The following is a 19,549-nucleotide window of genomic DNA, read 5'->3' on the forward strand; positions in this document are numbered from 1 at the left end:
GGGACTGAACGTGGATGCGGCATCCGGGCAAGATGGCTGCATGGACCTTCGAATCTTCACCGAACCGCAGCAGGGCGCGACCTACGAGACGCTCCTGCGCGTCGCCAAGGCCACCGAGGATCTCGGCTACAGCGCCTTCTTCCGCTCCGACCACTATCTCGTGATGGGCTCCTCCGACGGTCTCCCCGGACCCACGGACGCCTGGATCACCCTCGCGGGACTGGCCCGTGAGACCCGGCGGATCCGGCTCGGCACCCTGATGACCGCGGGCACGTTCCGGCTGCCCGGCGTCCTCGCGATCCAGGTCGCGCAGGTCGACCAGATGTCGGGCGGCCGCATCGAGCTCGGACTCGGCTCCGGGTGGTACGAGGCGGAGCACTCCGCGTACGGAATTCCCTTCCCGAAGGAGAAGTTCGGACGCCTGGAGGAGCAGCTCGCCATTGTCACGGGCCTGTGGGAGACCCCGGTCGGGGAACACTTCACTTTCGACGGCACCTACTACCAACTCTCCGAGTCCCCCGCCCTTCCCAAGCCCGCGCAGTCCAAGGTGCCCGTCCTCATCGGCGGCCACGGCGCCAAGCGGACGCCCGCCCTCGCGGCCCGCTACGCCAGCGAGTTCAACATTCCCTTTGCCTCTCTTTCCGATACCGAGCAGCAGTTCAAGCGGGTGCGCGCCGCCGCCGACGAGCACGGCCGCAAGGCGGACGACCTCACTTACTCCAACGCCCTGGTGGCCTGCGTCGGCAAGACGGACGCGGAGGTGAAGCGCCGCGCCGACGCGATCGGGCGCGAGGTGGAGGACCTGAAGGCGAACGGGCTCGCCGGCTCCCCCGCGGAGGTCGTCGAGCGGATCGCCGCCTACCAGGCCGTCGGCTCGCAGCGCATGTACCTCCAGATCCTCGACCTGGACGACCTGGACCACCTGGAGCTGATCTCCTCGCAGGTCATGCCGCAGCTGACCTGACGGCAACGCGACCGCCGCCGGTGGAGTCGACCCCGAGCGCACTCCCGTCAACTCCACCGGTCCCGCCTCTCCCGCGCGGCCCCGGCCGGGTGAACTTCCGTCAACCCGGCACCCGGCACGGCTCCGCCCCAGTGACCCGCCACCGCGAGTGATCGTTGGCTCGGGCGGAGCCGGACCGCCCGGCACCCGCACCGGCGGCCCCTGCTGGTGCGTCGCTTGCATCAGCTGCCCTCCACCACCGGGAGGGCGAGGGCCGAGGAGGCCGTCATGTCCCAGGAAGCCGTACCCGAGCAGGAGGCCGCGCGCGAAACGTCCGTGCCCGAGCAGGGCCCACCAGGCCTGCTCCAGCAGATGGAGGAGCTGATGGCCGCGCTGAACGCGGATCTGACCCAGCTCGACGCGGATCTGACCCAGTCCACGTCGGCCGGCGACACCACGCCGCCCGCCCCTCGTCCCCCCGCAGGCGACGAGCCCACCCGCTTCTGACGGCACCAGCACTCCCCAGGCACCTGTGCCACCTGGTCGTCCGCGGCCCCGGGCACGACGCCGGATCATGGCGACCCCGCCGCCGAGTCGGGCTCGGGCAGGCTCTGTTCGCGCACCGCGAGTCTGCGCAGCATCTCGAGCACCCGGTCTCTCGACTCGTCGGCGGCGTCGATCCCTTCCATGCACTGCCAGTACACCCCCTCGTCGTCCGCGCCCATGGCCACGCCGACGAGCGCGATGCCCACCTCGCCGAGCAGCTCATCGAGCCCCCGCAGCACCTCGCGCGCCTGGCCGATGCCCGTCAGCCGCGCCGCCCGGATGCCCTCCGTCCCCAGGCCAGGGGTGGCGCCCACGACCCCGCACCCCCTGCCGCCGACCTCGCTCAGGCCGAGCGCCTCGCCCCGCAACTCCGGCGGCCCCGCGATCGCGAGCCGACTGCCGATCGCCTGCGCGAGGGCCTGGGACTGCCACACCTCGGCCACGATGTGTGACGGTTCCTGGCTCCGCGCCAGAGCGTGTCTGCTCGCTTCGATGAGCCGCAAGGCCTCCATACGCACCCCCACCCATCCCGCGCGCATCCGCCGCACGTTCGCCCGAACTCCCTGTCCCACTACCCAGAGTGAGTGCCAGTCGGACGAAAAGCCAGAGCAACCCGGAAATCTGTGGACAAGTTATCGACTGTGGACAACGCGTCCACTCCGGAGAGTGACGGATCTATGAGCGGAGGGCCGTCAGCTGCGGGGAGGACCGCCAACTACGGATCAGCGATGACTACTTCGGCGGAAAGCGCCGCTCGTTCCGGTCGATCTTCGCGGCGAGCGCCGCGAGCGCGTCGATGCCGAGCACCTCGCAGAACTGGAGCAGATAGGCGAGCACGTCGGCGACCTCGTCCGTCACGCGGTGCGCCGATTCCGGGTCGTCCATCACCCGTGCCGACTGGTCGGGCGTCAACCACTGGAAGATCTCGACCAGTTCGGAGGCCTCCACACTGAGCGCGGCGGCCAGGTTCTTGGGCGTGTGGTACTGCTCCCAGTCCCGCTTCGCCGCGAAGTCGGCCAGTCGCCGCTGAAGTCCCGCCACATCAAGTTCAGTCACGGCCCCAGGTCTACCACCGCGGCCCCGCCCACTTCAGCGGCCCACGACGCGTCACTCACCGTCCCGACGATGCGGATGTGCCCGCGCTCGCAGGTGCGCGCCGCCAGTTCGGCGATCGCGCGCTTCTGCCGCGGGTCCAGGAAGTCGTCGAGGCCGTCGGCGAGCACGGTGAGGTTCTGGTAGGCCGACGGCACCTCGGCCACCGGGTCCACCTCAAGGACGCCGGGACCGGTGAGCAGCACCAGGGCGAGCGCCAGATACCTCAGCTCGCCGTCCCCGAGCCGCCCGACGGGTGACCTGATCCCACCGCCCCGCTCGATGACCGCCTGGACCGACCCGTCGTCGGCCACCTCCGCGAGCACGTCGGCGACCGGCCCCGCGCACCCGGCGCGCACCGCGGCCACCAGCCGCTCATGGCGCTTGCCGCATTCCGCCCTCGTACGGAGAAGGACCTCGGCGAGGTTGTCGCAGCCGCTCAACAGGCGGCCCGAGCCGATCAGTCCAGGGGGTACGGGCAGCCGCATGAGTCCGGGGCGTGGCGCGCACGGGAACACCGAGCGCAGCGCGACCACCACCTGCTCGGCCGCCGCGAGCACCAGACGCTGCCCCTCGGTCTTGCCCGCGACGCGCAGCGGGAGCAGCGCCGTGCCGAGCCGGTCGTCCGGCAGGGGGCCGCGCGTCACCGGCGTCAGGCCCGCCGTGTGCCAGGCCGCCTGCACCGCGCGCCGCCCCGGATCGCGCAGCGCCGTCTCCAGCAGGGTGAGCCCGCCCCGGGTCAGCCGCTCACCCACGACGCGCAGTTCGGGCTCGGCCTGTACGGCGACGTCGAGCCGCACCGTCCCGACGGGACCGTCCACCGTGCAGCCGATCCGGAAGCCGCGCCGCTGCTGGCCGTCGCCCCGTGCGAGCTCGGGCACGCAGGCCACGGGGTCGGCGAAGACGTCGACGAGTTCCTCGCCGGACCCGAGCCGCGCCAGCGCCTCGTACGCGGCGAGCGCGGTGGACTTGCCGCTTCCGCTCGGCCCCGTGAGGAGGGTCAGCGGACCGAGCGGGAACACGGAGCCCCGGTGTGAGGCATAGGCCGAGAGCCGCAGTTCGGTGACGCGGCTCCGGTCCGGGCCCGACGGCGGCTCGGCGACCGCCTCCGGGAGGTGCACAGTCATGCCCGGGACGGTAGGCGTCACGGATCTGGTGAACCGTTTTGCCCGAGTGACCTTCCTACGAATGAGGGATTCCGCGCGCAGACTCGCCTACGACTGCGCCGCCTCCACGAGCCCCTGCACCTCGGTGCCGGGCGGTGCGAGCAGGAAGACGTTCTTGTCGACCCGGTGCATCCCGCAGCCGAGGCCGAGGACCACGCCGCTGCTGAAGTCCAGGACGCGCTTGGCGACTTCCGTCTCGGCCCCGGTCAGGTCGAGCAGGACCGGAATCTGCGCCATCACGGTCTCGGCGACCTCGCGGGCGTCCGCGAAGATGTTCACCCGCATCACCACAAAACGCCGCCGCGCCTCGGTCTCCGCGTCGGGCATCGCGCGGTGTCCCGGCCACGACGGCCATTCGTTGCGGCTGCGCAGTGGTACGACCTGGGCGAGCCCTTCCCACTGTTCATCGGTGACGTCGTGGCTGTTCAACGCTCCACCCCGTCCTGGCTCGCACTCGATATCTGCACTGGCTCATTCTTACGCGACCTCACCCGTTCGGCCCAACAGCGACACGGGGCGGGCGGACCAGTGTGCCAGGGCCGGCGGGTCAGTGTCCCAGGAGTCCCACAAGCCCTTCGGTCAGGCTGCCGCGCCAACAGGCCCAGTCATGACCGCCGTTGTACTCGCCCAGGGTCACCGGACAGCCGCGCGAGCGCAGGGTCTCGTACAGATCGCGGTGGTGATCAAGAATTGTGTCCTCGCGCAGTCCGACGTCCAGGCGCACGGTGACGGGCAGGGACGGGCCTACCTGGAGGCGCGGGACGGGCGCGGACTGGGCCAAGACGCTGCCGAACCGCTCCGGCCGCAGGAAACCCGCGTACAGGGAGGTCAGTCCGGCAAGGCCCTGGCCCGCGACGAGCGTGCGCGCGGGGTCGGTGGCAAGCGGCCAGCGGCCCGCGGCCCAGGGCAGCAGTTCGTCGGCGAGGAAGCCCACATGGCGCTCGTGGGCGTCCATCTCCCGGCGGCGCGTGTCCCGGTCGACGGCGTCCGGGGCGAGGACGGCGAGCGGCGGCAGGGCGCCGTCGGCGACGAGGGCGTCCAGCGTGTCCTGGAAGGCGAGCCGCCCGAACCACATGTCGCCGTCGCACAGGACGAGCACCGGCAGTTCGCCCACCCGGCCGCCCGGCGGGAGATACGCCCACACGTCCCGCTCGGCGCCGAGCACCCCCGCGGGCAGCCGGTGCCGCTCGACCCTCCCCCGGGGCACCCCGGCCCGCCGCTCGGTCCACGCCCGCGCGGGCGCCTGCGGGAGCTCGAAGACGGAGGTGGCGCGGTCCAGCCAACGGCCGGGCATCCGGCGGTGGTTGAGCGGGTCGGGCGCGGCGTGGGCGGACAGGGAGAGGAGGCGCTGCTGGAGGAGCGCGGCGGAGGCGGGCGGTTCGCCGGGTGAGATGTCGGCGGCCATGCGGTACGAGCCGCGGTGGTCGGCGCGCAGCCGGTAGGTGAGGTGCCAGATGTCCGTGCCGGGCAGCGGGCTCAGCCTGGACGCGGCGAGGTCGGCGCGGTCCGCGATGCCCTCGGCGAGCAGCAGGACCTGCCGCGTGGCGCGGTGGCCGCGCCACAGGAACGTCGCGGTGCAGTGGTCCGGGTCGCCGTCGACGGCCTCGATCAGGGGGGTGCCGCGGCGCGCGGCGTCCGCCCAGAAATCCTCCAGGACGGCGGCCCGTTCAGGTTCGGCGGCGCCGGCGACGCGGGCCGCGACGCGTCCGACGCAGGGCGCGGCGCCCGGGAGCCTGCGGGGCGCCGCGTCGGCCGCGAGCACCCCCGTGGTCACACTCACCCGCACACGAAGAGGACCCGCATCGTTCCCCGCCTTTCTGGTCCAGCACACGACAATATCAACTTAGCTTAGCCTAACCTAAGTCAATACGGATCGCGGGGAGGCCCCTGCGCGGCGCGCCGCCGGATCAGCCCCTCAGCGGCCGGAAGAACGCCCGCAGCTCCTGAGCCACCTGCTCCGGCTCCTCGTGCGCCATGAAGTGGCCGCCCCTCTTCGGGGTACTCCAGTGGCGCAGGTCGGTGAAGGTCCGCTCGGCCATGCTCCTGGGGAAGTCCGCGAACGCCGGTTCATGGCTCAGGGTGACGGCGCCGGGGACGGTGATCGGCGGCACCGGCTTGTTCCGGGGGTAGTCGTAGTACTGCCGGAAGGACGAGCCGATGCTGCCGGTGGCCCAGTACAGGGTCGCGACGGTGAGCAGGGTGTCCTTGTCCCAACGGGTCTCCAGATCGCCGCCGCAGTCGCTCCAGTCGCGGTACTTGTCGGCGACCCAGGCGACGAGCCCGGCCGGGGAGTCCATCAGGGCGGCCGCGATCGTGTCCGGGCGGCTGCACATGATCTCGCTGTAGCCCTGGTCGCCCACGTCGTACGCGGCCAGCGCGTCGAGGAACGTCTGCTCATCGGCGGTCGGCGGCACGTCGTCGAACTGTTCCGTGATCACCGCGGAGGTGACGTGCACGCCGGCCACGTCCTGCGGATAGAGGGCTCCGAGCCACTGCGTCACACCGCCGCCGATGTCCCCGCCGAAGGCGCCGAAGCGCTCGTATCCCAGGGTCCGGGTCATCAGCTCGTGCCAGATCTCGGCGACGCCCCTGCGCGTGAACGGCTCGCGTGGCAGCTCGGAGTGGACGAAGCCGGGCAGCGAGGGGATCACCACGTCGAAGGCGTCCGCCGGGTCGCCGCCGTGCGCGGCAGGGTCGGCGAGGCGCCCCGCGACCCGCAGCATCTCCACGAAACTGCTCGGCCAGCCATGGCTCAGGACCAGCGGCAGCGGCGCGGGCACGCCCTCGGGGCGCCGGCCCCGCAGATGGACGAAGTGCACGCGCCGTCCGGCGACTTCGGCGACGTACTGAGGGAAGGCGTTGAGCGCGGTCTCGGCGGCGCGCCAGTCGAAGTCTTCGGCCCAGTAGGCGACCAGCTCGCGCAGATAGCCGGGGTCCACGCCCGCCGCCCAGTACACGGAGTCGGACGGCTGGGTGAAGAGGGTGCGCTTGAGGCGCGTACGCAGGTCGTTCAGCACGTCGTCGGACACGGAGGTCCGGAAAGGAGCGGGCTCTGCGGTCATGGTTCCTTCGGTGCGGGAGACAGGGGGCGCCGGGTCGGCGTCGATGCGGCGGGCAGGGCCCATGATGGGCGACGCGCAAGAATCTGCCCATGGATTTCGATCAGACGGATGCCTACCTCCGGCGCATCGGCGCCGAGCGCCCCTCAGCGCCCACCACGCGCGCGCTGCACGACCTGCAGCTCGCGCACCTGCGTGCCGTGCCCTTCGAGAATCTCTCCATCCACCTCGACGAGGACATCGAACTCACCGATGACTCCTTGGTCGCGAAGGTCGTCGGCGCCCGCCGCGGCGGCTTCTGCTACGAACTCAACGGCGCGTTCGCCGCGCTGCTCACCGCACTCGGCTTCGAGGTCACCCTCTTGCAGGCCCGTGTGTACGACGACTCCGGGAAGCCCGGGATCCCCTACGACCACCTGGCGTTGCGCGTGCGCACCTCCGACGGGGGCGACTGGCTCACGGACGTCGGCTTCGGCACCCACAGCCACTTCCCGCTGGCCTACGGCGAGCGCGGCGACCAGCCGGACCCCGGCGGCACCTTCCGCGTCACCGAGACCCCCGAAGGCGATCTGGACGTCAGCAGGGACGGCAAGGCGCAGTACGTGGTCGACCAACGCCCGCGCGCCCTGGGCGACTTCACGTCCGGCGCCTGGTGGCACCGCACCTCGCCCCGGTCCCACTTCACGCGGTCACTGGTCTGCTCGCTGCTCACCGGGACCGGCCGGATCACCCTCAGCGGCCGCACCCTCACCACGACGACGGGCGGCGAGCGGCACACCGTCGAGCTGGCCACGGACGCCGACGTGCTCGACGCGTACGCCACGCACTTCGGCATCGCGCTGAAGCAGGTGCCGCACGTGAAGGAGATCGTCTCCCCCGGAGGTCATGCAGCCTCTTGACCTTTCCTCCAAGGAGGGTGGCATCTGCCATGGACATTCGCCCATACGTGTTGTAGATGCCAGGTCAGGCGGCTTATCGTGTCGCGCATGCAGTCCTACACGATCGGACAGGCGGCGCGTCTGCTCGGCGTCAGCCCCGACACCGCTCGTCGGTGGGCGGACGCCGGACGGGTCACGACCCATCGCGACGAGGGCGGCCGTCGGCTCATCGACGGCCGCGATCTCGCCGTGTTCTCCGTCGAGGTCGCGCAGGGGCAGGCACAAGGGGGCACCGGCGAGGACGACGTCCCCTACACCTCCGCCCGCAACGCCTTCCCGGGCATCGTCACCGCCGTGAAGCTCGGCGACGTCGCGGCCCAGGTCGAGATCCAGGCAGGTCCGCACCGGCTCGTCTCGCTCCTGACCCGGGAGGCCGTGGAGGAGCTGGGACTTGAGGTCGGCATGCAGGCGACCGCCCGCGTGAAGTCCACCAGCGTGCACATCGACCGCACCTGACCCCTGGTCCGCACCCCAGGGTCCGCAACCACGGGCCGGACCGCGCCGCCGGCCTCGCCTCCAAGGAGTTCCACGCCCATGTCCCTCGCTCTCACCCCCGCCCGGCGCCGCACCGCCGCCGCCGTCCTGACGGCCGCCCTGCTCGTCCCGCTCGCCGCCTGCGGCAACGACGACGACAAGAGCGACAGCGGCAAGAAGCCCGCCGGCGCCGCCGCGCCCAAGGCCGACCTGACGGTGCTCGCCGCCTCCTCGCTCACCGACGTCTTCGAGACCGCGGGCGCCGCGTACGAGAAGGAGAACCCGGGGACGAAGGTCAACTTCTCCTTCGCCGGTTCCCAGGAACTGGCCGCCCAGGTCAAGCAGGGCGCCCCGGCCGACGCCCTGGTCACCGCGGACACCAAGACCATGGACGGCCTGAAGGCCGACACCGGCACCCCGTCCGTCATCGCCAAGAACCGCCTGGTCATCGCGGTCGGCGAGGGCAACCCGAAGAAGGTCGCCGCCCTGAAGGACCTCTCCGACAGCAAGCTGAAGGTCGTCCTCGCCGCGTCCGAGGTGCCGGTCGGCCGCTACAGCGAGCAGATCCTGGACGACCAGAAGCTCGACGTGAAGCCGGTCTCGCAGGAGCCCAACGTCCGCGCGGTCCTGAGCAAGGTCGAGCTGGGCGAGGCGGATGCCGGGCTCGTCTACAAGACCGACGCCGCGACCGCCCCCAAGAAGGTCGACGCGGTCAAGATCCCCGACGGCGAGAACGCGATCGCCGAGTACCCCGCAGCCACGCTGAAGACGTCGGAGCACGAGGAGGCCGCGACGGCGTTCGTGAAGTGGCTGTCCACGCCCGCCGCGCAGAAGATCCTTCAGGACGCGGGCTTCGAGAAGCCGTAGCCACGGTCCCTCGTCCACCGTCCGTCGCTTCACCCAAGCCGAGGTGAGGGAGCCGACCGCCTCCCCGGTCGGGGTGTTCCGGGCCGTCCCCCGGAACACCCCGTACGCTCCCTCACCTCGCGACACCACCCCGAGCGCACCCCAGGGACCACGATGAAACGCCTGCGCGGCCGCACCCCTGGCCCCCGCACCCCGATCGCTCTGGCGATCCCCGCGCTGCTGGCCATCGCGTTCCTGATGCTGCCGCTGCTCGGGATCCTCGTCCGTACGGAGTGGGGTGAGCTGGGCGCCCACCTGACCACGGAAGGAACCACGCAGGCGCTGCGCCTTTCCCTGGTCGTCTCCTTCTGGGCGCTGGGGCTTTCGCTGCTGCTCGGGGTACCGCTCGCCTGGCTGCTCGCCCGTGTCGACTTTCCCGGCAAGGCGGTCGTACGTTCCCTCGTCCTGCTCCCGATGGTGCTTCCGCCCACCGTGGGCGGCGTCGCCCTGCTCCTCGCCTTCGGGCGGCGCGGACTGCTCGGCCCGTGGCTCGAAGGCACGTTCGGGATCACCCTGCCGTTCCACACGTCCGGCGCGGTGATCGCCGCGACCTTCGTCGCGATGCCGTTCCTCGTCATCAGCCTCGAAGGCGCGCTCGGCGGACTCCGCCCCCGCTACGAGGAGACGGCGGCGTCCCTGGGCGCATCGCCGGTACGGGTGTTCTGCACCGTCACGCTGCCCATGGTCGCCCCCGGGCTCATCGCCGGAGCCGCCCTGACCTGGGCGCGGGCCCTCGGCGAGTTCGGCGCGACCATCACCTTCGCGGGCAACCTGCCCGGCACCACGCAGACCCTGCCCCTTCAGGTGTACCTGCTGCTCCAGGACTCCCCCGAGGCCGCGACGTCCGTGTCGCTGCTGCTGCTCGCCATCGCCATGGCGGTGCTCGTCGCGCTGCGCGGGCGGTGGATGAGCACTCCGGGCGACCGCAGGGGCGGCCGGTCCGGGCGGCTGCCGGACGACGCGCCCGCGCCCGCGCCGCCGGAGTCCGCCGCGGCCGAGTCCGCCGCGGCCGGGCCCTCGGCGGAGCCCCAGGAGCGCTGGTCCCTGCACGCCGAGGTCAGCGGCTTCAACCGCCTGACCCTGGACGCCGAGCCGGGCACCACCATCGCCGTCGTCGGGCCCAACGGCGCGGGCAAGACCACGCTGCTGCGCGCCCTGCTCGGCCTGACCCCGCGCGCCCACGCCGAGCTCCGCCTCGGGGACACCGACGTCACGGGCCTTCCGCCGCACCGCAGACACGTCGCCTGGGTCCCGCAGGACGGCGCCCTGTTCCCGCACATGAGCGCGCTGGCCAACACGGCGTACGGGCCGCGCGCCCTTGGTGTCCCGCGCGCCGAGGCCCGGCGCCGCGCGCAGGAGTGGCTCGACCGGCTCGGCGTCGGCCACCTCGCGCACCGCAAGCCGGCCCAGGTCTCCGGCGGTCAAGCCCAACGGGTGGCGCTGGCAAGGGCATTGGCGGCCCGCCCCCGGCTGCTCCTGCTCGACGAACCGCTCGCCGCGCTCGACCAGACGACCCGGGCCCACGTGCGCCACACCCTGCGTACGCACCTCGACACCTTCGGCGGTGTCTGCCTGATCGTCACGCACGACCCCGTCGAGGCGGTGTCCCTTGCCGACCGGGTTCTCGTACTCGACCAGGGGCTCGCCCTCCAGGACGAGGCGCCCGCCGAGGTGACCCGGCACCCGCGCTCCCCGTGGGTGGCCAGGATGCTGGGCCGCAACGCCTGGCCCGGCACCGCGGGCCCCGAGGGACTTGCCCTGCCCGGCGGGGGAACGCTCGTGATCGCGGATCCGCTGCCGCCGGGCACCGAGGCCCTGGCGATCATCGCCCCGGAGGCGGTCTCCGTGCACCGCGACAGGCCCAGCGGCAGCCCCCGCAACGTATGGCCCGGCACCATCCGCGAGATCACCACGAGCGGCAGCCGCCTGCGCCTCCTGATCACCTCCCCGCAGGCCCCCGACCTCGTCGCCGAGATCACCCCGCAGGCCGCCGCCGAACTCGGCCTCGCCGACGGGACGCCGGTGTGGACCAGCGTGAAGGCGACGGAGGCGACGGTCGTGCCTACGTAGGACGCGGGCGTGGTGCGCGGGCCTGGTGCTCGGTGTCAGCTGAAGAGATCGTGGTCGGCCAGGACCTCGGCGATCAGGCGCCGGTCGACGGCCGCACGCTCCGGATCGGTGTCGATGTACCCGCTCAGGGTCAGCAGGCACTTCCACAGGAGCCAGCCGCGGGCGCGCGCCCAGGTGCCCTCGTCCTGGCCCACCGCACGCCGGAACACCTCCCGGCTCTCACCCGAGAACATCCCCCACGCGGCCACCAGGTCGCACGCCGGGTCGCCGACGCCCGACGTGCCGAAGTCGATGACGGCGGTCAGCTTGCCGTCATCGACCAGGAGGTTGCCGGGGGCGATGTCGCCGTGGAACCACACCGGCGTCCCGCGCCACTCGGCGGCGAGCGCGGCGTCCCACACGACCGCCGCCCTGTCCGTGTCGACGCGGCCATCGAGGGCGGCGAGGCACCGCCGGGTCTCCTCGTCGTAGTACGCCGGGGACGCGCCGCGGTACCAGCTGTGCTCGCCGGCGAGCGGGCCCCCGGTGGTGTCGCAGCGCTGGAGGGCGAGGATGAACCCGGCCACGGAGTCCGCGAACTGCGCCATGTCGCCGATGCGTTCAGGAGCCGCCGTCTCGCCGTCGAGCCAGCCGCGGACGGACCACGGGTGGGGATACCCCTCGCCCGGAACGCCCTCGCCCAGGATCGGCGGGACGGCGTACGGCAGGGACGGCGCGAGCCGGGGCAGCCATTCGTTCTCCTTGGCGACCGCGGGGACATAGCCGGCGGCGGTGGGCAGCCGGGCCGTCAGGGTGTCGCCGATTCGATACGTCCGGTTGTCCCAGCCGTCGACCTCCACCGGTCTGACGGGCAGGTCGCTCCACTGCGGGAACTGCGCGGCGACCAGACATTTCACCAGGGCGGCGTCGATACCGGCGCGCCCGTCGGGAGGTGTCGGAACCATGCGGGGATCATCGCCTCCGACGATCGCGCCGCGCAACGAATTATCGAGTTGTCGAGCGATTGGAACGACTTCAGTCAACAGTGATCACCGCCGCCGTGGCGCCTCGCGCGGACCCTAAGGTCTGCCCCATGGATTCCAGTTCTGTGACCAGGACGGTCTCCGTCACCCGTATGAACTCCGGGGACCACGCCTGCCTCGGATTCGACGACGACGAAACCCGCTGGGAACTCCGCGCCGCGTACGCCGACATCGGCCTCTCGCGCGGCGAGCAGGTGATCTTCTTCACCGATCGGGCGACCACTCCCGCCCTCGCGGCGGAGCAGCTGAGTTCCAGCGGCTTCCCGCTGGGCCCCGCACTCATGGACGGACGTCTCGCCGTGGTCAACGAAGTCCCCGGCTACGACCCGGCCAACGGTTTCGACCCGGCCGAACGGGCCCAGACCTGGGTGGAGCTGACCGACAAGGCCCGCCACGACGGTTTCTCCGGGATCCGCGTGGTCGGCGACATGGGCTGGGCCGCCGAACCGGGCGTCGACCAGGACCTCCTGGTCGACTACGAAGCCGGGCTCTCGCCGCTCTTCGCGGAGATCGGGTTCACGGCCATCTGCGAGTACGACCGGCGCAGGTTCGGCAAGAGCCTCCTGGGCCGGATCCGCGACGCGCACCCCAAGCGGGTCCTGCGGCGCCTCGGCGCCCTGGACGTCGCACGGACCGGCACCGAGCTGCGGGTCGCCGGTGACGTCGACCTCGCCACGCGCGAGGACTTCGACACGGCGCTCGCACACGCCTTGGCGGGCCCCGACCGCCCCGGCGTGCTCGACCTGACGGAGCTGTGCTTCATGGACGTACACGGCGCGTCGACGCTGGTGCGGCTCGCGGGCAGGCTCCCCCTCGGCCACCTCCTCGCGGTGCGCTGCCGACCCGAGCAGGACAAATTGATACGGCTCTGCGGAGCCGCCGTAGTGCCACAACTCGTCCTGGGCGAAGGGTGATCCGCGCAGTGATCCTCAACCGCGGCATCGGCAACGACGACAACGGCGGTGACCCGGCCCCACACCGGGAACACCTCCACAGCACCCTCGCCCCCGCACCGGGCAGGAACACACTCCTCGAACTCCCCTTCACCATGGCTGACTTGGCACGCCTGCGGCTCCAGGTCACCCGGCGCGCGGAGGACGCGGGCCTCTGCGAACCCCGGCTCAGCGATTTCGTGCTCGCCGTGCACGAGGTCGCGAGCAACGCCGTCGTGCACGGCGGCGGCAAGGGCCGCATCCATCTCGCGCACACGGACGAGGGGTTGCGGTGCGTCATCACGGACAGCGGCCTCGGACCGACCCGACCCAAGCCGTGCGAGTCCGCCACGCTGCCCGAGGCGGACGAGGCCGAGAACGGCCGGGGCCTGTGGCTGGCCCAGGCCCTCACGGACCACTTCGACGTCACGGCCTGCGCGGCCGGGACCAGGGTCACCCTGGTGGCGCTGCTCTCCTGAGCGGCAGGGCCCGAAGGCCACCGCGACCGCCACCGCCACGGCTCACGCCGAAGCCCGCTCGACCAGCGTCGGGCGGAACACCGTCGAGAGCGGCGAGTCCCCCGGCTGCTTGATCCTGCCCAGCAGCAGCCGGGCCATCTCGGCGGCCATCTCCTCCACCGGCTGCCGGACCGTGGTGAGCGCGGGCTCGCAGGCGCGGGCGGCCTCGCTGTCGTCGAAGCCGACCACCGCCACGTCCTGCGGCAGCCGTCGGCCCGCCCGCAGGAGGGTCTGCAGCGCGCCCTGCGCCATCAGGTCCGACGCGACGAACACGCCGTCCAGGTCCGGGTGTTGGGACAGGAGCCGCCGGGTCGCTTCGGCGCCGCCCACCCGCGTGAAGTCCGCCTCCGCCCAGGGCGCGCCGGTGATGCCGTGCGCGGCCAGCGCGTCGCGGAAGCCCTCCAGGCGCTCCTGGGCGGCCGGCATGTCCTGCGGTCCCGCGATGGTGCCGATCCTGCGGCGCCCCTCGGAGACCAGCCGGTCGACGGCCATGCGCGCCCCGGCCCGCTGGTCCACCTCCACGTACGGCAGCGGGACCGTCCCGGCCGGACGCCCGGCAAGCACGGCGGGCAGACCGGTCTCCGCGAGCAGCCGGGGCAGCGGATCGGAGGCGTGCGAGGAGACGAGCACCGTGCCGTCCACGTGCCCCTGCCGCAGATACGACAGGAACTGCCGGCGCGAGGTGTCGTCGTCCACCAGCATCAGGACCATCTGGACCCCGGCCGGGCGCAGCACGTCCAGGAGCCCGCCGACGACCCGCCCGAAGTGGGGGTCGGTGAACATCCGGCCGACGAAGGGGGCCTCGACCGGCCGCCGCTCGCGCTCGGACACCACCAGGGCGATGGAGTCGGTCCGCTGGGTCACCAGGGAGCGGGCGGCCTGGTTGGGGACGTAGCCGGTGGCCTCGACGGCCTCCTGCACCTTGCGGCGCAGCACCGGGTCGACGGTGGGCGCGCTGTTCACGACCCGGGAGACGGTGGCGCGCGACACCCCCGCGGTGCGGGCCACGTCCTCCAGGGTCACCGGGCGGGCGGGGCGCAGGGCGTCGGCAGTCACCGGGTCTTTATAGCAACCGCGTGGCCCGGGCGTTCGGGCCTCCGTCCCTGATGGCGCGTCAACTGTCTTCGCAGACCAGGCCGTTGTCACCCTGGACACACCCCCGCACGCACCCTGGGGACATATCGCCCACGTACGAGCGATTGTCGCCAACTCTCCCACAGAGTCACCTAGTTGACTTCTCTCCACCGAGTCAGCGCGACATCGTGCGCACCCCCTTGACGCGCCTTGCCGCAGACACAACTATCCAACGCGAGAGAGCGCTCTCTCAGCGATCACCGTTCATGTTCTGAACTCAGACCGAACGCCAGCGGCACCGCTCTGCCCCAACTCACTCCGGAGCGGTCCCGCCCCCACCACCAGCACCTCGGCGAACCAACCTCCCTGCTACCAGAGAGACTTGCCATGTCTGAGCACCTGCCTACGCCCGCCGCGAGATCCACCCTCTCCCGCCGCACCGCCCTGGCCGCCGCCCTGGCGGTCCCGGCCACCGGTCTGCTCGCGTCCCAGGCGGTCGCCGCCCCCGACGCGCCCTCGTCGCAGGCGCCCGCAGCCCGCCGCCCGCAGCCCGCGAACGCCGCCGCTCCCGACTTCGGCCCGAACGTCATCGTCTTCGACCCGTCCACCGGGGGCATCCAGGCGAAACTGGACGAGATCTTCAAGAAGCAGGAGTCGGCGCAGTTCGGCTCGGCCCGCTACGCCCTGCTGTTCAAGCCCGGCACGTACAGCGGCCTCAACGCCCAGATCGGCTTCTACACCTCGATCATGGGCCTGGGTCTGACCCCCGACAACACGCACATCAACGGCGACGTCACCGTCGACGCGGGCTGGTTCAACGGCAACGCCACGCAGAACTTCTGGCGTTCGGCGGAGAACCTCTCCCTCTCACCCGTCAGCGGCGCCAACCGCTGGGCGGTCTCCCAGGCCGCCCCGTTCCGCCGCATGCACGTGCGCGGCGACCTGAACCTCGCGCCCAACGGCTACGGCTGGGCCAGCGGCGGCTACATCGCCGACAGCCGGATCGACGGCACCGTCCAGCCGTACTCCCAGCAGCAGTGGTACACCCGTGACAGCTCGATCGGCGGCTGGCTCAACGCGGTGTGGAACATGGTCTTCTCCGGCGTGGAGGGCGCCCCCGGCGACTCGTTCCCGAACCCGCCCTACACCACCCTGAACAACACCCCGTACTCCCGCGAGAAGCCCTTCCTCTACCTCGACGGCGGGGAGTACAAGGTCTTCCTGCCCGCCCTGCGCACCAACGCCCGCGGCACCAGCTGGGGCAGCGGAACCCCGCAGGGGCAGTCCCTCTCCCTCTCCGCCTTCTACGTCGCCAAGGCGGGGGACAGCGCGGCCACCCTCAACGCCGCCCTCGACCAGGGGCTCCACCTCCTGCTCACGCCCGGCATCTACCACCTCGACCGGCCGATCGAGGTCAAGAAGGCCAACACCGTGGTCCTCGGCATCGGTTACGCCACCCTCATCCCGGACGGCGGGGTCACTGCCGTGAAGACCGCCGACGTGGACGGGGTGCGCCTGGCGGGCTTCCTGGTCGACGCCGGACCGCAGAACTCCGCGACGCTCGTCGAGGTTGGCCCGAAGGGCGCGAGCGCCTCGCACGTCGGCAACCCGACCACCGTCCAGGACGTGTTCGTCCGCATCGGCGGGGCGGGCGCGGGCAAGGCCACCACCAGCCTGGTGGTCAACAGCCGCCACACCATCGTCGACCACACCTGGGTCTGGCGCGCCGACCACGGCGAGGGCGTCGGCTGGGAGACCAACCGGGCCGACTACGGAGTGGTCGTCAACGGCGCCGACGTGCTGGCCACCGGTCTGTTCGTGGAGCACTTCAACAAGTACGACGTGCAGTGGAACGGCGAGCGCGGGCGCACGATCTTCTACCAGAACGAGAAGGCGTACGACGCCCCCAACCAGGCCGCGATCCAGAACGGCAGCATCAAGGGCTTCGCCGCGTACAAGGTCGCCGACTCCGTCACCACCCACGAGGGCTGGGGCCTCGGCAGCTACTGCTACTACAACGTCGACCCGAGCATCGTGCAGGAGCACGGCTTTGCCGCCCCGAACAAGCCGGGCGTGAAGTTCCACCACCTGCTCGTCGTCTCGCTCGGCGGCAAGGGCCAGTACGCGCACGTCATCAACGGGATCGGCGCTCCCACTTCGGGCTCCGGCACGGTGCCGTCCACGGTGGTCTCCTTCCCCTGAACCACCGGACGCCCCCCACCAGTTCCCCGCCACCCGCAAGGAGAGCACCATGCGCTCCGGCACCTCACGAAGAAGCTCCGGCACCTCCCGGAGAAAGAGACTCACCCCGCTCGTCGCGCTCGCGGCGGCCTGCACCCTGACCCTGCTGGCCGGTGTCGCGGTCGCCGCCCCGGCCGACCCGCCCGGCGCGGTCGCCGCCGCGGCCTGGGACACCGACCGCGCCGCAGAGGCGTACACCACGGACCCGGCATCGGCGACCGCCTCCGGCAACGAGGCAGGCACCCCCGGCCCCGGCGCCGCCTTCGACGGCAACGCATCGACCCGCTGGTCGAGCCAGTTCGCCGACGACGCGTGGATACGCGTGGACCTCGGCGCCACCCTGCGCGTCGACCGCGTCGTACTGGACTGGGAAGCCGCCTACGGCAAGAAGTACGTCCTGGAGGCGTCGAGGAACGGCACCGACTGGACCCCCTTCTACACGGAGACCACGGGCACGGGCGGCTCCGTCACCGCCCACACGTACCCCCAGGAAGTGACGGGCCGCTACGTCAGGATGCGCGGCGTCGAACGCGCCACGCCGTACGGCTACTCACTGCACGCCTTCAAGGTCTACGGCGGTGAACCCGCACCGGCGTCGACGACCCGCTCGAACCTCGCCCTGAACCACCCTGCCCGCTCCAACCGCTATCAGCACGCGGGCAATTCACCGGCCTTCGTGACCGACGGCGGCTGGCCCGCCGGCCTCAAGGCCGATCAGACCCGCTGGTCGAGCGACTGGAACGTCAACCGCTGGGTCTCGGTCGACCTGGGCGCGCGCTCCACCATCGACACCGTGGACCTGTACTGGGAGGCGGCCTACGCGGTCGACTACGAACTCCAGGTCTCCGACGACGACCAGACCTGGCGCACGGTCCACAAGCCCTCCGCCGCGGAGGTCGCCGAGCGCCGGGCCGACGTCAAGTCCCCCGCCGAAGCGGTGGGCTGGCACGACAGCGTGCGGCTCTCGCAGCCCGCGACCGGCCGCTACGTGCGGATGCTCGGCAAGGAACGCCGGTCGTTCTACAACCCGGCTCCGGCCACCGCCCAATTCGGCTATTCGCTCTACGAGTTCCAGGTGTGGGGCACGGGCGGCAGCGCGTCCGCCGCGTATCCCGCGCTGCCGGGTGAGCAGTCGGGGGCGTACAGGACGATGTTCTTCGACGACTTCACCGGCGCGAGCCTGGACCGCTCCAAGTGGCGCGTCGTCAGGACCGGGCAGGAGATGGGATCGGTCAACGGCGAGTCGCAGGCGTACGTCGACTCCACGAACAACATCCGCACGGAGAACGGCAGTCTGGTCCTTGAGGCCGACTACTGCGACAACTGCACCAGCGCGGGCGGCGGCACCTATGACTTCACCTCGGGCCGCGTCGACACCAACACCAAGTTCGACTTCACGTACGGCAAGGTCAGCGCCCGCATGAAGCTGCCGGTCGGCGACGGGTTCTGGCCCGCCTTCTGGATGCTGGGCAGCGACGTGGACGACCCGAACGTCTCGTGGCCCGCCTCCGGCGAGACCGACATCATGGAGAACATCGGCTACGCGGACTGGACGAGCTCCGCGCTGCACGGCCCCGGCTACTCGGCGGACGGCAACATCGGCGCCCGCCAGACCTATCCGAACGGCGGCAGAGCCGACCAGTGGCACACGTACGCGGTGGAGTGGACGCCGACGACGATGCGCTTCTCCGTCGACGACCGCGTCGTCCAGGAGACGACGCGCAACAAGCTGGAGTCCACCCGCGGCGAGTGGGTCTTCGACCACGACCAGTACGTCATCCTCAACCTCGCCCTGGGCGGCGCGTACCCGGCGGGCTGGAACAAGGTCACCCAGCCGTACTGGGGCCTGCCGCAGTCCAGCGTCGACAGGATCGCGGCAGGCGGGGTCAAGGCGGAGATCGACTGGGTGCGGGCGGAACAGAAGGGCTGACCCCTCCCCCGCGGGCGTCTCGCGCTCCGCTGCCCGGTCAGCGAGGACCCACAGGGTGAAACGGTTCGTACCAACTCCGCACTTGTGTGCGGACGGTGAAGAGAAGTCGGAGTAACGTCACGCCTGTGCGATTGGAGCGGCTGATTGAAGGCGGCCGCCGCGCACTGGGTGGCGACGGCCGCCCGGGGCGCGAGGAACGAGGCTCCCCCTCGTCGCTTCCTCGCGCGGTGCCCTCCATGGGTGAGATGCGGGATTTCCCACCACGAAGGGCTCTGGCAGGAGCCGCTTCGTCGGTGATGCGGCTCCTGCTGGCCCGCAGGGAGGGTCCACTCGGCGCCGCGTGGAAAGGGGTAGGACGGCTACCGGTGCTGCGTCCGCAGGCCATGGCGGGCGCGGGGTACGGGGCCCAGCGGCGTTCTTCCTTCATGTCCGGCGGTCATCGGGAGGTCCGTCCCGCGGGTGGCACCCGGCGTCGGACGAAACCAGAGCCCGGCGGTTCTGGCCGGGCGGAAATTGCCGGGCGGACGTCACCGCTCCCCTGCTAGCGTGCCCGGCATGAAGCGCGCTGCGATGACGACGACGCCGGAGAGTGTCCCGGCGCGCTGACCGATGTCCTAGTCGAAGCCCCGGGGCGAGTG

At 71.7% G+C, this 19,549-nt stretch carries 18 protein-coding genes; 10 read left to right on the forward strand and 8 right to left on the reverse strand.

Annotated elements, in window-relative coordinates; all coding sequences use genetic code 11:
- Nucleotides 1-40: 40 nt before the first annotated feature.
- Together M4V62_RS11695 and M4V62_RS11700 are read left to right on the forward strand one after the other, a co-directional pair.
- The gene (locus tag M4V62_RS11695; RefSeq protein ID WP_249587193.1) at nucleotides 41-964 is read left to right on the forward strand and encodes an LLM class F420-dependent oxidoreductase; all 924 of its coding nucleotides are present in this window, start codon (nucleotides 41-43) and stop codon (nucleotides 962-964) included.
- A gap of 267 nt (nucleotides 965-1,231) precedes the next feature.
- Complete coding sequence (locus tag M4V62_RS11700; protein WP_249587194.1) at nucleotides 1,232-1,450, forward strand: hypothetical protein; 219 nt, start codon at nucleotides 1,232-1,234, stop codon at nucleotides 1,448-1,450.
- A gap of 65 nt (nucleotides 1,451-1,515) precedes the next feature.
- Here the strand turns inward: M4V62_RS11700 and M4V62_RS11705 are convergent, their stop codons facing one another.
- The 6 genes from M4V62_RS11705 to M4V62_RS11730 all read right to left on the reverse strand — a co-directional run bounded on the left by M4V62_RS11705 (nucleotide 1,516) and on the right by M4V62_RS11730 (nucleotide 6,809).
- Nucleotides 1,516-2,001, reverse strand: coding sequence for a DUF6099 family protein (locus M4V62_RS11705; RefSeq protein ID WP_249592793.1), 486 nt, complete (start codon nucleotides 1,999-2,001; stop codon nucleotides 1,516-1,518).
- A 220-nt stretch (nucleotides 2,002-2,221) separates the two neighbouring features.
- Complete coding sequence (locus M4V62_RS11710; protein WP_249587195.1) at nucleotides 2,222-2,545, reverse strand: nucleotide pyrophosphohydrolase; 324 nt, start codon at nucleotides 2,543-2,545, stop codon at nucleotides 2,222-2,224.
- A complete protein-coding gene (locus M4V62_RS11715; RefSeq protein WP_249587196.1) occupies nucleotides 2,542-3,708 on the reverse strand; it encodes an AAA family ATPase in 1,167 nt (388 codons plus the stop codon). The genes M4V62_RS11710 and M4V62_RS11715 overlap by 4 nt, the downstream gene beginning before the upstream one ends.
- A gap of 87 nt (nucleotides 3,709-3,795) precedes the next feature.
- Nucleotides 3,796-4,176 carry a cell division protein SepF gene (locus M4V62_RS11720; RefSeq protein WP_249587197.1) on the reverse strand — a complete coding sequence of 127 codons (381 nt, stop codon included), beginning with the start codon at nucleotides 4,174-4,176 and terminating at the stop codon, nucleotides 3,796-3,798.
- A gap of 118 nt (nucleotides 4,177-4,294) precedes the next feature.
- On the reverse strand, nucleotides 4,295-5,527 hold the full coding sequence (locus M4V62_RS11725) for an enterochelin esterase domain-containing protein (protein ID WP_249587198.1): 1,233 nt from the start codon (nucleotides 5,525-5,527) through the stop codon (nucleotides 4,295-4,297).
- A 127-nt stretch (nucleotides 5,528-5,654) separates the two neighbouring features.
- Nucleotides 5,655-6,809, reverse strand: coding sequence for an epoxide hydrolase family protein (locus M4V62_RS11730; RefSeq protein ID WP_249587199.1), 1,155 nt, complete (start codon nucleotides 6,807-6,809; stop codon nucleotides 5,655-5,657).
- Nucleotides 6,810-6,898: 89 nt separating this feature from the next.
- Here M4V62_RS11730 and M4V62_RS11735 point away from each other — a divergent pair, with 89 nt between their 5' ends.
- From M4V62_RS11735 to M4V62_RS11750, 4 genes are all read left to right on the forward strand, one after another.
- Complete coding sequence (locus M4V62_RS11735; protein ID WP_249587200.1) at nucleotides 6,899-7,705, forward strand: arylamine N-acetyltransferase family protein; 807 nt, start codon at nucleotides 6,899-6,901, stop codon at nucleotides 7,703-7,705.
- Between the two features lie 87 nt (nucleotides 7,706-7,792).
- Nucleotides 7,793-8,200 carry a TOBE domain-containing protein gene (locus M4V62_RS11740; RefSeq protein WP_249587201.1) on the forward strand — a complete coding sequence of 136 codons (408 nt, stop codon included), beginning with the start codon at nucleotides 7,793-7,795 and terminating at the stop codon, nucleotides 8,198-8,200.
- A 78-nt stretch (nucleotides 8,201-8,278) separates the two neighbouring features.
- Nucleotides 8,279-9,085 carry a molybdate ABC transporter substrate-binding protein gene (gene modA, locus M4V62_RS11745; RefSeq protein ID WP_249587202.1) on the forward strand — a complete coding sequence of 269 codons (807 nt, stop codon included), beginning with the start codon at nucleotides 8,279-8,281 and terminating at the stop codon, nucleotides 9,083-9,085.
- Nucleotides 9,086-9,238: 153 nt separating this feature from the next.
- Entirely contained in the window at nucleotides 9,239-11,194 is a 1,956-nt protein-coding gene (locus tag M4V62_RS11750) for an ABC transporter permease (RefSeq protein ID WP_249587203.1), read from the forward strand.
- A gap of 35 nt (nucleotides 11,195-11,229) precedes the next feature.
- On the opposite strand, the gene M4V62_RS11755 is transcribed toward M4V62_RS11750, so the two are convergent.
- Nucleotides 11,230-12,138: an aminoglycoside phosphotransferase family protein gene (locus tag M4V62_RS11755; RefSeq protein WP_249587204.1), complete on the reverse strand. Its 909-nt coding sequence runs from the start codon at nucleotides 12,136-12,138 to the stop codon at nucleotides 11,230-11,232.
- A gap of 128 nt (nucleotides 12,139-12,266) precedes the next feature.
- Here M4V62_RS11755 and M4V62_RS11760 point away from each other — a divergent pair, with 128 nt between their 5' ends.
- Both M4V62_RS11760 and M4V62_RS11765 read left to right on the forward strand, forming a co-directional pair.
- A complete protein-coding gene (locus M4V62_RS11760) occupies nucleotides 12,267-13,130 on the forward strand; it encodes an MEDS domain-containing protein (protein WP_249587205.1) in 864 nt (287 codons plus the stop codon).
- 8 nt (nucleotides 13,131-13,138) lie between these two features.
- The gene (locus tag M4V62_RS11765; RefSeq protein WP_249587206.1) at nucleotides 13,139-13,627 is read left to right on the forward strand and encodes an ATP-binding protein; all 489 of its coding nucleotides are present in this window, start codon (nucleotides 13,139-13,141) and stop codon (nucleotides 13,625-13,627) included.
- 42 nt (nucleotides 13,628-13,669) lie between these two features.
- On the opposite strand, the gene M4V62_RS11770 is transcribed toward M4V62_RS11765, so the two are convergent.
- The gene (locus tag M4V62_RS11770; protein WP_249587207.1) at nucleotides 13,670-14,722 is read right to left on the reverse strand and encodes a LacI family DNA-binding transcriptional regulator; all 1,053 of its coding nucleotides are present in this window, start codon (nucleotides 14,720-14,722) and stop codon (nucleotides 13,670-13,672) included.
- Between the two features lie 405 nt (nucleotides 14,723-15,127).
- Here M4V62_RS11770 and M4V62_RS11775 point away from each other — a divergent pair, with 405 nt between their 5' ends.
- Both M4V62_RS11775 and M4V62_RS11780 read left to right on the forward strand, forming a co-directional pair.
- Nucleotides 15,128-16,942, forward strand: a complete 1,815-nt coding sequence (locus M4V62_RS11775; RefSeq protein WP_249587208.1) for a coagulation factor 5/8 type domain-containing protein — start codon at nucleotides 15,128-15,130, stop codon at nucleotides 16,940-16,942.
- A 49-nt stretch (nucleotides 16,943-16,991) separates the two neighbouring features.
- Nucleotides 16,992-18,911, forward strand: a complete 1,920-nt coding sequence (locus M4V62_RS11780; RefSeq protein WP_249587209.1) for a discoidin domain-containing protein — start codon at nucleotides 16,992-16,994, stop codon at nucleotides 18,909-18,911.
- Nucleotides 18,912-19,549 lie beyond the last annotated feature (638 nt).

The sequence above is a fragment of the Streptomyces durmitorensis genome (assembly GCF_023498005.1).
GTDB classification, from domain to species: Bacteria; Actinomycetota; Actinomycetes; order Streptomycetales; family Streptomycetaceae; genus Streptomyces; species Streptomyces durmitorensis.

Bases quoted from the DNA above. Each gene is read 5' to 3' on its own strand.
- M4V62_RS11730 (WP_249587199.1), bottom strand. From the start codon at position 6,809: ATGACCGCAGAGCCCGCTCCTTTCCGGACCTCCGTGTCCGACGACGTG.
- M4V62_RS11705 (WP_249592793.1), bottom strand. From the start codon at position 2,001: ATGGAGGCCTTGCGGCTCATCGAAGCGAGCAGACACGCTCTGGCGCGG.
- M4V62_RS11780 (WP_249587209.1), top strand. From the start codon at position 16,992: ATGCGCTCCGGCACCTCACGAAGAAGCTCCGGCACCTCCCGGAGAAAG.
- M4V62_RS11695 (WP_249587193.1), top strand. From the start codon at position 41: ATGGACCTTCGAATCTTCACCGAACCGCAGCAGGGCGCGACCTACGAG.
- M4V62_RS11735 (WP_249587200.1), top strand. From the start codon at position 6,899: ATGGATTTCGATCAGACGGATGCCTACCTCCGGCGCATCGGCGCCGAG.
- M4V62_RS11740 (WP_249587201.1), top strand. From the start codon at position 7,793: ATGCAGTCCTACACGATCGGACAGGCGGCGCGTCTGCTCGGCGTCAGC.
- M4V62_RS11755 (WP_249587204.1), bottom strand. From the start codon at position 12,138: ATGGTTCCGACACCTCCCGACGGGCGCGCCGGTATCGACGCCGCCCTG.
- M4V62_RS11760 (WP_249587205.1), top strand. From the start codon at position 12,267: ATGGATTCCAGTTCTGTGACCAGGACGGTCTCCGTCACCCGTATGAAC.
- M4V62_RS11700 (WP_249587194.1), top strand. From the start codon at position 1,232: ATGTCCCAGGAAGCCGTACCCGAGCAGGAGGCCGCGCGCGAAACGTCC.
- M4V62_RS11775 (WP_249587208.1), top strand. From the start codon at position 15,128: ATGTCTGAGCACCTGCCTACGCCCGCCGCGAGATCCACCCTCTCCCGC.
- M4V62_RS11750 (WP_249587203.1), top strand. From the start codon at position 9,239: ATGAAACGCCTGCGCGGCCGCACCCCTGGCCCCCGCACCCCGATCGCT.
- modA (WP_249587202.1), top strand. From the start codon at position 8,279: ATGTCCCTCGCTCTCACCCCCGCCCGGCGCCGCACCGCCGCCGCCGTC.
- M4V62_RS11715 (WP_249587196.1), bottom strand. From the start codon at position 3,708: ATGACTGTGCACCTCCCGGAGGCGGTCGCCGAGCCGCCGTCGGGCCCG.